Annotated in this window: 13 protein-coding genes; 9 read left to right on the plus strand and 4 right to left on the minus strand. The window is 67.3% G+C overall.

All coding sequences use genetic code 11. The annotated features are described in order from the left end of the window. Positions 1-50: 50 nt before the first annotated feature. Positions 51-1949: an ATP-dependent zinc metalloprotease FtsH gene (ftsH, locus tag DJ018_RS06150; RefSeq protein ID WP_111513967.1), complete on the plus strand. Its 1899-nt coding sequence runs from the start codon at positions 51-53 to the stop codon at positions 1947-1949. A gap of 40 nt (positions 1950-1989) precedes the next feature. Here ftsH and DJ018_RS06155 read toward each other — a convergent pair whose 3' ends face one another. Continuing rightward, positions 1990-2190 (minus strand): hypothetical protein, encoded by a 201-nt coding sequence (locus DJ018_RS06155; protein ID WP_133254227.1) that lies wholly within the window; start codon positions 2188-2190, stop codon positions 1990-1992. A gap of 129 nt (positions 2191-2319) precedes the next feature. Between DJ018_RS06155 and folP the strand changes: the two genes are divergently transcribed. Genes folP through DJ018_RS06170 form a run of 3 tightly spaced genes read left to right on the plus strand, consistent with a single transcriptional unit; the run spans position 2320 to position 4524 of the window. Continuing rightward, positions 2320-3108, plus strand: a complete 789-nt coding sequence (gene folP / locus DJ018_RS06160; protein WP_111513969.1) for a dihydropteroate synthase — start codon at positions 2320-2322, stop codon at positions 3106-3108. A 46-nt stretch (positions 3109-3154) separates the two neighbouring features. Next, positions 3155-3952 (plus strand): bifunctional hydroxymethylpyrimidine kinase/phosphomethylpyrimidine kinase, encoded by a 798-nt coding sequence (gene thiD / locus DJ018_RS06165; RefSeq protein ID WP_111514699.1) that lies wholly within the window; start codon positions 3155-3157, stop codon positions 3950-3952. A gap of 53 nt (positions 3953-4005) precedes the next feature. Further along, positions 4006-4524, plus strand: coding sequence for a nucleotidyltransferase family protein (locus tag DJ018_RS06170; RefSeq protein WP_111514700.1), 519 nt, complete (start codon positions 4006-4008; stop codon positions 4522-4524). Here the strand turns inward: DJ018_RS06170 and DJ018_RS06175 are convergent. Next, positions 4521-4985, minus strand: a complete 465-nt coding sequence (locus tag DJ018_RS06175) for a GNAT family N-acetyltransferase (RefSeq protein ID WP_111513970.1) — start codon at positions 4983-4985, stop codon at positions 4521-4523. The two genes, DJ018_RS06170 and DJ018_RS06175, sit on opposite strands and share 4 nt — an antisense overlap. An 86-nt stretch (positions 4986-5071) precedes the next feature. Here DJ018_RS06175 and DJ018_RS06180 point away from each other — a divergent pair, with 86 nt between their 5' ends. Then, on the plus strand, positions 5072-5890 hold the full coding sequence (locus tag DJ018_RS06180) for a PhzF family phenazine biosynthesis protein (protein ID WP_111513971.1): 819 nt from the start codon (positions 5072-5074) through the stop codon (positions 5888-5890). Positions 5891-5948: 58 nt separating this feature from the next. On the opposite strand, the gene DJ018_RS06185 is transcribed toward DJ018_RS06180, so the two are convergent. Then, on the minus strand, positions 5949-6317 hold the full coding sequence (locus DJ018_RS06185) for a hypothetical protein (RefSeq protein WP_111513972.1): 369 nt from the start codon (positions 6315-6317) through the stop codon (positions 5949-5951). A gap of 170 nt (positions 6318-6487) precedes the next feature. Next, the gene (locus tag DJ018_RS06190) at positions 6488-8320 is read right to left on the minus strand and encodes an ATP-binding protein (RefSeq protein WP_240609463.1); all 1833 of its coding nucleotides are present in this window, start codon (positions 8318-8320) and stop codon (positions 6488-6490) included. A gap of 308 nt (positions 8321-8628) precedes the next feature. On the opposite strand from DJ018_RS06190, the gene DJ018_RS06195 reads away from it, so the two are divergent. The 4 genes from DJ018_RS06195 to serA all read left to right on the plus strand — a co-directional run bounded on the left by DJ018_RS06195 (position 8629) and on the right by serA (position 12452). Next, positions 8629-8970, plus strand: a complete 342-nt coding sequence (locus DJ018_RS06195; RefSeq protein WP_111513974.1) for a hypothetical protein — start codon at positions 8629-8631, stop codon at positions 8968-8970. 97 nt (positions 8971-9067) lie between these two features. After that, positions 9068-9505: a hypothetical protein gene (locus tag DJ018_RS06200; protein WP_111513975.1), complete on the plus strand. Its 438-nt coding sequence runs from the start codon at positions 9068-9070 to the stop codon at positions 9503-9505. Between the two features lie 96 nt (positions 9506-9601). Further along, on the plus strand, positions 9602-10774 hold the full coding sequence (locus tag DJ018_RS06205) for a phosphoserine transaminase (RefSeq protein ID WP_111514701.1): 1173 nt from the start codon (positions 9602-9604) through the stop codon (positions 10772-10774). A gap of 97 nt (positions 10775-10871) precedes the next feature. Beyond that, the gene (gene serA, locus DJ018_RS06210; protein ID WP_111513976.1) at positions 10872-12452 is read left to right on the plus strand and encodes a phosphoglycerate dehydrogenase; all 1581 of its coding nucleotides are present in this window, start codon (positions 10872-10874) and stop codon (positions 12450-12452) included. Positions 12453-12538 lie beyond the last annotated feature (86 nt).

Consider the following 12538-nt stretch of genomic DNA (forward strand, 5'->3'; position numbering starts at 1 on the left):
GTCCTATCTTTTAAGTCTTGGTCCGACTTTTTCGGAACGGTCCCGAACCTATGAACCTGCGCAATCTCGTCCTGTGGGGCGTCGTAGTCGTCGTCCTGATCGGCCTCTACAGCATGATGACTGGCGGCGGCCATGCGGCCGGCTCCAGCGAGATCACCTATTCCCAGCTGCTTTCGAAAGTGGACGCCGGCGAGGTGAAGGCCGCCACCATCCGGGGCGCGGCCGTCGAGGTTCGCGACCAGGGCGGCAAGACCTTCACGGCCATCACGCCGTCCACTCAGGAAGACCTGCTGAAGCGGCTTGAGGGCCAGGGCGCCGACATCTCGGTCAAGCCGGCCGGCGGCTTCACCCTGCTGGGCTTCATCCTCAACAGCCTCCCGATCCTGCTGCTGATCGGCGTGTGGATCTTCTTCATGCGCCAGATGCAGGGCGGCGCCCGCGGCGCCATGGGCTTTGGCAAGTCCAAGGCCCGCATGCTGACGGAAAACAAGAACCGGGTGACGTTCGAGGACGTCGCCGGCGTGGACGAGGCCAAGGAAGAGCTGACGGAAATCGTCGACTTCCTGAAGGATCCTCAGAAGTTCCAGCGCCTGGGCGGCAAGATCCCCAAGGGCGCCCTGATGGTCGGCCCTCCCGGCACGGGTAAGACCCTGCTCGGCCGCGCGGTCGCGGGCGAAGCCGGCGTGCCCTTCTTCTACATCTCGGGTTCGGACTTCGTCGAAATGTTCGTCGGCGTCGGCGCCAGCCGCGTGCGCGACATGTTCGAGCAGGCCAAGAAGAACGCACCCTGCATTATCTTCATCGACGAAATCGACGCCGTCGGTCGTCACCGCGGCGCCGGTCTCGGCGGCGGCAACGACGAGCGCGAGCAGACCCTGAACCAGCTGCTGGTCGAGATGGATGGTTTCGACCCGAACGAAGCGATCATCGTCATCGCCTCGACCAACCGTCCGGACGTGCTGGACCCGGCGCTGCTGCGTCCCGGCCGCTTCGACCGCCAGGTCGTGGTGCCGAACCCAGACATCAACGGCCGCGAACGCATCCTGCGCGTCCACATGCGCAACGTGCCGCTGGCCGCCGACGTGGACGTGAAGACCATCGCCCGCGGCACCCCCGGCTTCTCGGGCGCCGATCTCGCCAACCTCGTCAACGAAGCCGCTCTGATGGCCGCGCGCAAGAACAAGCGCATGGTCACCCACCGCGACTTCGAAGACGCCAAGGACAAGGTCATGATGGGCGCCGAGCGCAAGTCCATGGTCATGACCGACGCCGAGAAGAAGCTGACGGCCTACCATGAAGGCGGTCACGCTCTGGTGGCCCTCAGCGTCCCGGCTTCCGACCCGGTGCACAAGGCGACCATCATCCCGCGGGGCCGCGCGCTCGGCATGGTGATGCAGCTGCCCGAAGGCGACCGCTATTCCATGGACTACCAGCAGATGACCTCTCGCCTGGCCATCATGATGGCCGGCCGGGTGGCCGAAGAGCTGATCTTCGGCAAGGAGAAGGTCACCTCCGGCGCGTCCAGCGACATCCAGGCGGCGACAGGCCTGGCTCGCAACATGGTCACCCGCTGGGGCTACTCGGACAAGCTGGGCTTCGTGTCCTACGGCGACAACCAGGAAGAGGTCTTCCTCGGCCATTCTGTGTCGCGCACGCAGAACATCTCTGAAGAGACCGCCAAGCTTATCGACGAGGAGGTCAAGCGCCTCGTCCAAGCCGGCTACGACGAAGCCAAGCGGATCCTGACGGAGAAGCTCGAGGACCTGCACACCCTGGCTCGCTCCCTGCTCGAGTACGAAACGCTCTCGGGCGAGGAGATCATGAACGCGCTGAAGGGCGTGCCGCCCGTCCGCGACGAGCCCGAGGCCAAGCGGCCCTCCGGGCCAGCGGTAGCGGTGCCGATCTCGCCCCGCCCGGATCCCGAACCGGTCAGCCGGACGGCGGAGTAACAAAGACGAAGAGGCGGCCTCTGGGCCGCCTCTTTTCGTTTCAGGCCCCCTTCTCCAGAAGTCGGATGGCTCGCTGCATCACCCGCTTGCCCCAGTGGGTCAGGTCGGGACGATCGAGCCGGCTGCGGGCGGCCTGCAGAGCGGAAGGTCCATGGCGGCGGCGCAGGAACTGCGCCTCCTCCTCCGCTTCGCGGACCAGCCGCCGGTGACGTCGGTAGAGCCTGAAAGGGTCGATGATCATCGCGCCACCCATCACGCCATGGTTCGGCAGAGTTACGTCACTACAGGACGGGCCGTGCTATCAAGCCTCGGCGTCAGGGATGTGAAGTCGAGGCGGCAAGTGCCCCACAACAATGCAGGCGTGCGTGTCATGGGCGTGGTCAACGTCACGCCCGACAGCTTCTCCGACGGCGGCCGCTGGCTGGATCCCGCCGCCGCGCTTGAGCACGCCCGCCAGCTCATCGCCCAGGGCGCCGACATCCTCGACATCGGCGGCGAGTCCACCCGCCCTGGCGCCGAGCCCGTCGCGGCCCACGAGGAGATCGCCCGGGTGGCGCCCCTGATCCGCGCCATTCGGGCCGAGTCCGCCGTCCCGATCTCCATCGACACCATGAAGCCTCAAGTGGCCCGTGCGGCGGTGGAGGCAGGCGCCGACATCTGGAACGACGTCACAGCCGGCGGCTTCGCCGCTGACAGCCTCGCCACCGCCGCCGAGCTCGGCTGCAAGATCGTCTTGATGCACATGCAGGGCGAGCCTCGAACCATGCAGCACCAGCCCAGCTACGACGACGTGGTGGCCGAGGTGACGCAGCACCTCGCGCAGCGAACGGACGCGGCCCTGGCCGCCGGCGTCGCGCGTGAGAAGATCTGGGTCGATCCCGGCATCGGCTTCGGTAAGCACAGCATCGCGCACAACCTGCCTCTGCTGGCTCACCTGGATCGGTTGGTCAGCTTGGGCTTCCCCGTGCTGCTGGGCGTCAGCCGCAAACGGTTCATCGGCGCATTGGACGACGAGGCGCCGCCCGATCAGCGGCTCGGTGGGTCGATCGCTGCCGCTCTAGCCGGCGCGGCGGCAGGTGTCGCGGCGGTTCGGGTCCACGATGTGCGTGAAACCCGGCAGGCTTTGCGGGTGTGGCAAGCCATCCAGGCTGCTCGTTGAGCAAATCTCCGGTGCAATGATGCGCCGGGCGCGCTATCGCCCCGCCATGCAGTTGGGACGAGTTCTGATCATCGCCGGGTCCGACAGCGGCGGCGGCGCAGGCATCCAGGCCGACATCAAGGCGGTCACCGCCTTGGGCGGCTATGCGGCCACGGCGATCACGGCCGTTACGGTGCAGAACACCCTGGGCGTCAGCGGCGTCCACCCCATCCCCCTGGATGTCGTGGAGGCGCAGGCGAGGGCGGTTCTCGACGACATCGGCGCCGACGTCATCAAGACGGGCATGCTGGCGGATACGGGCGTCGTCCGGCTGGTGGCGCGCCTGCTGGACGACAGCGCCGTTCCGGCGGTGGTCGATCCTGTGATGATCGCCAAGGGCGGCGCCTCGCTGCTGGCTGACGACGCCATCGCCACGGTGCGCGGCGAACTGGTGCCCCGCTCGGCGCTGCTCACTCCCAACGCGCCTGAGGCCGCGGCCCTGACCGGTCTTGCGGTGGAGACCACCGACGACCTGCGCCGCGCCGGTGAAGCCTTGCTCGAACTCGGCGCCCGGGCCGTTCTGATGAAGGGCGGGCATGTGGCTGGCGAGCGGGTCACCGATGTTCTCTTGACCGCAGCTGGCGAGACCTTGTTCGAGGGCGAGCGGATCGAAACGCGGCACACCCACGGCACCGGCTGCACCCTGGCCTCCGCCTGTGCGGCAGGTCTGGCCCAAGGCCTTGACCTTGTCGCGGCCGTGGCCCGGGCCTGGAACTATGTGCACGAGGCCATGCTGCGGGCGCCGGGTCTCGGCCGCGGCCATGGCCCCTTGGATCACGCCTGGCCGCTGCGGGACGCCCGGTGAGCGGCGACGACTTGGAACACCGGCTCGAGGCGATCCTTCGCGCCTCGCCCAGCATGATGACGGTGCTGGAGACCGGGCGCGATCTGGATCTCCCGGACTGGATGATCTTCTCGGGCGCCGTTTATCAGCGGGTCCTCAATCACCAGACGGGACGCGATCTCGACTACGGCATCAAGGACTACGACCTCGGCTACTTCGACCCGGACACCTCCTACGAGGCCGAGGACGTGGTCATCCGCCGGGTGGCCGCCGCCTTCGAGCCGCCGCTGCGAGAGATGGTCGAAGTCCGCAACCAGGCGCGCGTGCACCTGTGGTTCGAGGGCAAGTTCGGCGAGCCCTACAGCCCGCTCACCTCGACGCCCGAAGCGCTCGGTCGGTTCGTCAGCCCGCTGTTCGGCGTGGGCGTGCGGCTGGACGCGGACGGCCGCCTGGCCATTTTCGCGCCGTTCGGCCTGGAGGACCTCTTTGCCATGCGCCTGAGGCCCAACCCGCACCGGGTGACCAACGGCTTCGCCCGCACGGCCGCCTCCGCCAAGGCGCGCTGGCCGGAGATCGAGGTCATAGAGCCCTAGCGGCTGTAGATGTCGTCCCGGCGGATCTCCATCCAGGTTTCCGGCTTGGTCAGGTCGGTGAAGCCGAAGCTGCGATAGAGCTCGTGGGCGTCGCGCGTCGCCAGGTGCATGCGCCGGAACCCCTGCAGGTCTGGGTGGTCCGACAGGTAGGCCATCAGAGCCTTGCCCAGTCCCTGCCCGCGATGCGCTTGGTCGACGAACACGTCGCAGAGCCAACCAAACGTCGCCCGGTCGGTGACCACCCGCCCCATGGCCGCCATGGCGCCATCGGGCGCGTAGGCGCCGACGGTCAGGCTGTTGGCGCAGGCGCGGGCGAAGGTGTCGCGTGGGATACCTTGCGCCCAGTAGCTCTCTCTGCCGATCCAGCCATGGGCGCGGTCCAGGTCAAAGCGGGCCGGATCGTCGCTGAACACATAGCCGTTCGCCGCGGCAGCCTCGTGGGGAGCGGTCGGGTCGCACATGAGGGCCAGCCTTCGGGAAGTGGCGCTTGAAGGAGGCGCTGGCCTCCGCCAAACCCCCGCCGTCGCCTCTAAAAGGAAGCCGCCCCATGCGCCAGTGGACCGTCGACGCCTTCGCCGCTCAGCCTTTCCGCGGCAATCCCGCCTGTGTGGTTGAGCCGTTCGACGCCTGGCCGGACGCCGCCTGGATGCAGGCGCTGGCTGCCGAGAACAATCAGGCCGAGACAGCTTTCCTGCTGCGCACGGACGATCCCGCACGCTTCGGCCTGCGCTGGTTCACGCCGGCGATGGAGGTGCCGCTCTGCGGCCACGCCACCTTCGCTTCAGGCCACGTGCTTCTGAGCGAGTTGGGGCTCGACGTGCCCCAGGTTAGTTTCGACACCCTGTCGGGTCCTTTGGCCGTGCGCCGGGCGGGGGAGGGCTACGAGATGGATCTGCCGGCTCAGCCGCCGCGGCGCATCGACTGCCCGCCCGGCCTCGCAGAGGCGCTGGGCGTACAGCCGCAGGAGGTCTGGATCAGCGCCTATCTCGTGGCCCTGCTGCAGGACGAGGCGCAGGTCCGGGGTCTGCGCCCGGACATCCCGGCGCTTGCGCCGTTCGGCCCGGACGCGGCCAGCGGGCCCGGCAACATCTGCGTCGCCGCCCTGGCGGATGCGTCCAGCGCCTATGATGTGGTGGACCGCTTTTTCGGGCCCGGCTGCGGCGTGCCGGAAGACCCGACCACCGGGTCCATGCACTGCCTGCTCAGCCCGCTGTTCTCCGACAAGCTCGGCCGCTCCGTGCTCCGCTTCCACCAGGCCTACCCCGGCCGCGGCGGCGATCTGGAATGCGAGGTGGCGGGTGACCGGGTGTTGATCCGAGGTCAGGCGGTGACTGTCATCGAAAGCCGCCTGCGGCTCACCCCCTGACTGCAATGAAAACGCCCCCGGATTGCTCCGGGGGCGCTTCCACGAACTTGATTGGGGCTTAGCGGCGATAGCCGCCCGGGCCGTAGCCGGAGCCGTACTGTTGGCCGTCGCGGCGCTCCCAGCGAACCTGAGCGGCGAGGCGGTCGAAGCGGCGATCCAAGTCCGCGCGCTCGCGGTTATTGAGACCGTTGCGGCTGTAGTCCCGCTCGAGGCGGATCAGCGAACGGAACTCGCCGCGCAGGCGCATCGCTTCGTTGCGGGTCAGCTGCCCGTTTTGCACGCCGCGGTCGATCCGGCGGTCGAGCTGTTCGAAGCGGCGATCGATCGGATCCCAGCCACCGCGGCCATAAGGCTGGGCGGAAGCCGCGCCAGCCGCCAGCGTCAGGGCCGAGGCGCCAATCAGGGTCAGGGTGGTCAGCTTCTTCATGGTCAGTTCCTCTGCTTTGGTCGTCCCTCTGCGTAGGTCCCGCCGACGTGCGGAACAGAACTCGCAATTGGGATCCGGGTTGCCCCGATGACCGTGAGACAGAGAAAACCATGCGGAGGCTGACAGGCGTCTGAGCCTGTCGTTGTGCAAGGTTCAGGTTGATTAGCGGCTCAGGCCGCCGTGCGCGCGTCGCCACCCTCGTCGGCCGCGGGCGTCGCGCCTGTCGCAGCGTTGGTCAGCGTCGTGCTGATCGCCTCATACAGCTTGGCGATCTCGATCGGCTTGGCCACGTGATTGTCCATTCCCGCCGCCAGGTACTCGGCAACCTGGTGGCTTAGGGCGTTGGCCGTAAGGGCGACGATCGGCGTGCGCGCCCGCCCCGTCCGCGCCTCGGCGGCCCGGATCTCCCGCGCCGCGGTGATGCCGTCCATCACCGGCATCTGGATGTCCATCAGGATCAGGTCGTAGTCGCAGACGCCCCAGGCCTCGACGGCCTTCTCGCCGTCGCTGACGATGTCGATGCTGATCCCCAGCGACTCCATCACCGCCGCCAGAACCTGTTGGTTGGTGGGGTTGTCCTCGGCCGCCAGCAGGCGAAGGCCGCCCTCGTCCATGGCGTCGGCCGCGACCGCCTGGTCCTCGGCGCCGGCGCGCGGCAGCGGCAGCTCCACCGTGAAGGCCGAGCCCTTGCCCTCCTGGCTTTCCACCTGGATCGAGCCGCCCATCATCTGGGTCAGCTCCCGGCAAAGGGCCAATCCCAGGCCCGTGCCGCCGAACCGGCGGGTGGCCGAATTGTCGGCCTGGGTGAACTTCTCGAACAGGGTCGGCAGCTTGGCCGGCGCGATGCCGACACCGGTGTCTCGCACGGAGATGCGAAGCGCCTCGCCCTCGGGGCTCAGCGTCACGTTCATCCGCACCTCGCCCGCCACGGTGAACTTCACCGCATTCGACAGAAGGTTGCTCACCACCTGCTGCAGGCGCTCGGCGTCGCCTCGCCACCAGCCCTGCGCGTCGGCTTCGACCTCCACGGCGAAGTCCAGGCCCTTGGCCGCAGCCATTCCCGCAAATGTCTCGACCGTCGGCGCGATCGTCGGCTCCAGGTCGAAGGGCTCGCTGGCCAGCGCCAGCTTGCCCGCCTCGATCTTCGACAGGTCGAGCACGTCGTTCAGCACCGACAGCAGCAGCCCGCCAGACTGGCGGATGATCTGCAGCCGGTCCCGCTGCACCGCCGCCAGCTCGCCCATGGCCATCACTTCCGCCATTGCGAGAACACCGTTCAGCGGCGTGCGGATTTCGTGACTCATGTTGGCCAGGAACTGTGTTTTCAACACATTCGCTGCGTTCGCTGCATCCCGCGCCGTCTCGAGGTCGCGCATCGCCGACCGGAGCTCCGCTTCCCGCTCGCCCAGCTTGGCCAGCAGGTGATTGAAGCTGTCGGTCAGGCTGCGGAACAACTCGTCCTGCGCCTTGACCTCCACCGGCTGAAAGCTGCCGCCCTCCGCCACGTCGTGCATGGCGACCGAGAGGTGCTGCACGGGCGCGATTACCCGATGCGCCAGGCTTCGCGCCAGAAACAGCGCCAGCCCCACGCCGCCGAACAGCAGCACCAGGGTGAGCGCGAGGAACTGCGGCAAAAGCGGCGTGAGGCGGGGGCGGTCCACCGTCAGGGTAAGCTCGCCGAGGGCATGACCTTCAGCCAGGATGGGCGCCCGGACCACCAGCGTCGCCTCGTCCTTGGCTACGGCCTGCCGGCGGGCGTAAGTCGCGACGGCGCGGCCATCGCCGTCCGTGATCTGCGCGGCGACGACCCGGCGGCTGGCGCGCAGCGCCGAAAGCGGCGCCGAGACGCTGTCCATCTCGCCCCGCAGCATGGCGGGCGCGGCGGTCTCAGCCGTGATGTGGGCCAAGCCCTGATAGATTTGCTCGGTTTGGGAGCGGGCGACCGCCCATTGCTGCAGCGTGAAGGTCGCGCAGGCGGCCAGCAGCACAATCACGGTCGTCACCAACCCCACGCCAGCGACGCGCGCATGGAATGTCGCGACCGGAGCTCTCCGGAGGAGGCCTTTTGGCTGGGTCATGGCGCCTTCTGTCACCGATCCTGAGATCGGAAATAGCGCGATAATCCTAACGGAACGCTTCAGCGGGCCGGCTATGCAACCGCCGGACTTCCCCCGGCAGGGGAAAAGCGTGCTCCGCCAGCAACAAACACAACCAGGGGCGGAAAAAACATGGTTAGTCGCCCGTTAACGCCATGGCTTAAGCTTAAGCTTTCATTTACCCTAAGTGGCGTCGGTCCTTAGAGGGGTATCCAATGGAAACCGTGTTTGTTGCTCGCCAAGTGGCTCGTAAGCTCCGCGCGACGGAAGACTCCATCGACGCTGCGCTGAACCAGACCGCTGAACTGCTGCAGGACGTGCTGAAGGCTCCGGTTGACGCCGGCGTCTCTCCGACCGTCGCTGATGAGACCCAAGTGAAGGTCATGGCCGCCCTGAAGGCCCTTAGCGAAGCCCGCACCGCGGTTGTCGAAGCCCACGAGCAGGCCTATCGCGCCGGCCGTCGCATCGGCATCACCCGCATGGGCCTCGACGCCAGCGGCCCGTCGCTGCACGCCGAAGAGCGCGTTGCGATGGAAGACGACCGCAAGGTCGGCTGATGATCTGCGCGCGGCCGGCTTCGAACCGGCCGCGTGACAAGATTGCGGTAGTTTAATTGGCCTAGGGTCCTCAGATCGCACTAGAGGCCCTAGGCCAATGCCGTTCTGGACGCTCATCGTCGCCGCCCTCGCTTTCGCCGCTCTCGCGGTTGGCGCCTTTGCGATCGTGCGCGGGACGGTGGCCGAACGGATCGCCGGGGCGGTGTTCATCAGCTCCGTGCCTGTATTTCTCGCCATCAGCCGGTTGCCAGAGGCTTGGTTCACTCTCGCGCAACTCAGCTGCGACGCCCTCTACGCCTTTGCGTTCCTGGGGTTGGCCATGTGGTTCGCCAGCCGGTGGCTTGGCGCGATCATGATCCTCTACGCTCTGCAGTTCGCCCTGCACGCCACCTACATGGTGGCCGGCTGGGAGCCCGATAAGCTGCACGTCCTGGCCAACAACCTCATCTACATCGCCACCATGCTGTGCCTTCTGTTCGGGACCTTGGGCGCGCGTGCGCGTCAGCGCGCCGCACCTCCCGCGGCGCCGGCCTGACAAAAGAAACGCTTGCGTTCGTCGCGGAACGCGGGCTTTTGGCCGGCGGGCCACGCCCCCCCAACGGGGCGCTGCTCATCTGCAAGGATGGGAGACATCGCTATGACGACCGCCAAGCCGGCCATGCGCCCGGCTCGCCCTGAGTTTTCTTCCGGCCCGTGCGCCAAGCGCCCCGGATGGAGCCCCGAAAATCTGCAAAACGCTGTCCTGGGCCGGTCGCACCGCTCCAAGCTCGGCAAGTCGCGTCTCAAGGAGGCGATCGACCGCACCCGCGAGGTGCTGCAGGTCCCCGACGATTACCTGATCGGCATTGTGCCCGGCTCCGACACCGGCGCCGTCGAAATGGCGCTTTGGTCGATGCTCGGCCCCAAGCCGGTGCAACTCCTGGCTTTCGAGTCCTTCGGCAAGGACTGGGTCACGGACGTCACCAAGCAGCTGAAGATCGAAGCTGAAGTCCTCGGCGCGCCGTATGGCGAGTTGCCGGATCTCGCCAAGGTCCGCAAGGACGCCGACTTGGTCTTCACCTGGAACGGCACCACCTCCGGCGTGCGCGTGCCGAACGCCGACTTCATCGCGGCGGACCGCGAGGGCGTCACCATCTGCGACGCCACCAGCGCGGCCTTCGCCCAGGAACTCGACTGGGCCAAGCTCGATGTGGTGACCTTCTCCTGGCAAAAGGCCCTGGGCGGCGAAGCCGCGCACGGCGTGCTGATCCTCGGTCCCCGCGCCGTCCAGCGCCTGGAAAGCTACACCCCGGCCTGGCCGATGCCGAAGCTGTTCCGCATGACCAAGGGCGGCAAGGTCAACCTAGAGATCTTCGAAGGCTCGACCATCAACACGCCGTCCATGCTCTGCGTGGAGGACTACCTCGACGCCCTGAAGTGGGCGGCGAACATCGGCGGCCTGACCGAGATGAAGCGTCGCGCCGACGCCAACCTCGCCGTTCTGGAAGCCTGGGCCGAGAAGACCCCCTGGGTCGCCTTCCTGGCCGAAGACAAGGCCATCCGCTCCAACACCTCCGTCTGTCTGAAGGTGGTCGATCCGCGCGTCACCGGCCTTGCTCCGGACGCGCAAGCCGACTTCGCCAAGAAGCTGGCCTCGGCGCTGGAGAAGGAGGGCGTGGCCCTGGACGTCGGCGGCTACCGCGACGCCCCTCCCGGCCTTCGGATCTGGTGCGGCGCCACCGTCGACACCTCCGACCTCGACGCCCTGACGCCCTGGCTCGACTGGGCCTTCGAGTCCGTCGCCGGCCAGCTTCAGGCCGCCTGAGCTTTCAAGCGTAACGCGGCGCGCGATCCGCGCCGCCTTTCCTCATGAAATCAGTCCTCCCGGGCGGCAATCCGGGAGGGCTCTCCGACCCTAGGAGATTCCCATGCCTCGCGTGCTTATCGCCGACAAGCTGTCGCCCGCCGCCGTCGCCATCTTCAAGGACCGCGGCGTCGAAGCCGACGTGAAAACCGGCCTGACCAAGGATGAACTGCTGCAGATCATCGGCGACTATGATGGTCTGGCCGTGCGTTCGGCCACCAAGGCCGACAAGGACGTTATCGCCGCCGCCAAGAACCTGAAGGTCATCGGCCGGGCCGGCATCGGCGTTGACAACGTCGACATTCCCGCCGCCACCGCCGCCGGCATCGTGGTGATGAACACTCCGTTCGGCAACTCGATCACCACGGCCGAACATGCCATCGCGATGATGTTCGCCCTGGCCCGCCAGCTGCCCGCCGCCGACGTCTCCACCCAGGCCGGCAAGTGGGAAAAGAACCGCTTCATGGGCGTCGAGCTGACCGCTAAGACGCTGGGTCTGATCGGCGCCGGCAACATCGGCTCCATCGTCGCCGAACGGGCGCTTGGCCTGAAGATGAAGGTGGTGGCCTACGATCCCTTCCTGTCGCCCGAGCGCGCGGTGGAGATCGGCGTCGAGAAGGTCGAGCTGGACGAGCTTCTGGCCCGCGCCGACGTCATTACTCTGCACACTCCGCTCACCGACAAGACCCGCAACATCCTGTCGGAAGAGAACCTGCGGAAGACCAAGAAGGGCGTGATGATCGTCAACTGCGCCCGCGGCGGGCTGGTGGACGAAGCGGCCCTGCGCAAGCTGCTGGACGAGAAGCAGGTCGGCGGGGCCGCCTTCGACGTATTCGTCGAGGAGCCGGCCAAGCAGAACGTCCTGTTCGGCGCGGAGAACTTCATCGCCACCCCGCACCTGGGCGCTTCGACCCTCGAGGCCCAGGAGAACGTCGCCCTGCAGGTGGCCGAGCAGATGAGCGACTATCTGCTCACCGGCGCGGTGACCAACGCCCTGAACAGCCCCTCGGTTACGGCCGAGGAAGCTCCGCGCCTGAAGCCCTTCGTGGCGGTGGCCGAGAAGCTGGGCGCACTGGCCGGCCAGATGGTCGACTTCGGCATCAAGGCGATCGACATTGCTTACGAAGGCGAAGTGTCCAAGTTGAACACCCGGCCGCTGACCGCCGCCTCGTTGGCCGGCGTGCTGCGCCCGATGCTTGCCGAAGTGAACATGGTCTCGGCTCCCGCCGTGGCCAAGGAGCGGGGCATCACCGTCTCGGAGTCGCGGCAGGAAGCCTCGCCGGTTTACGAGAGCCTGGTGCGCATCACCGTCACCACCGAGAAGGGCAAGCGCTCTTTCGCCGGTTCGGTGATCGCCGGCGCCCCGCGTGTGGTGGAAGTCAAAGGCATGGACCTGGACGCCCCGTTCAGCCCCACCATGCTCTACGTCAACAACCTCGATAAGCCGGGCTTCATCGGCAACCTCGGGGCTCTTCTCGCCGACGCGGGCGTGAACATCGCCACCTTCAACCTGGGCCGTGTTTCGGCCGGCGAAGACGCCATCGCGCTGGTCGGGATCGACCAGGATCCTGGCGAGGGCCTTGTCGAAAAAATCCGGGCGCTGCCGAACGTGAAGGAAGCTCGCGTCCTGCAATTCTGATCATCTCTCCAGTCTGTGGAAAAGGCGGCGCGGGCTTCCGCGCCGCCTTTTTCATGCCCGGGCTGCGACTCTGATTGAGGCGTCTG

Source organism: Phenylobacterium deserti (genome assembly GCF_003254705.1).
In the GTDB taxonomy this organism is placed as follows: Bacteria; Pseudomonadota; Alphaproteobacteria; order Caulobacterales; family Caulobacteraceae; genus Phenylobacterium; species Phenylobacterium deserti.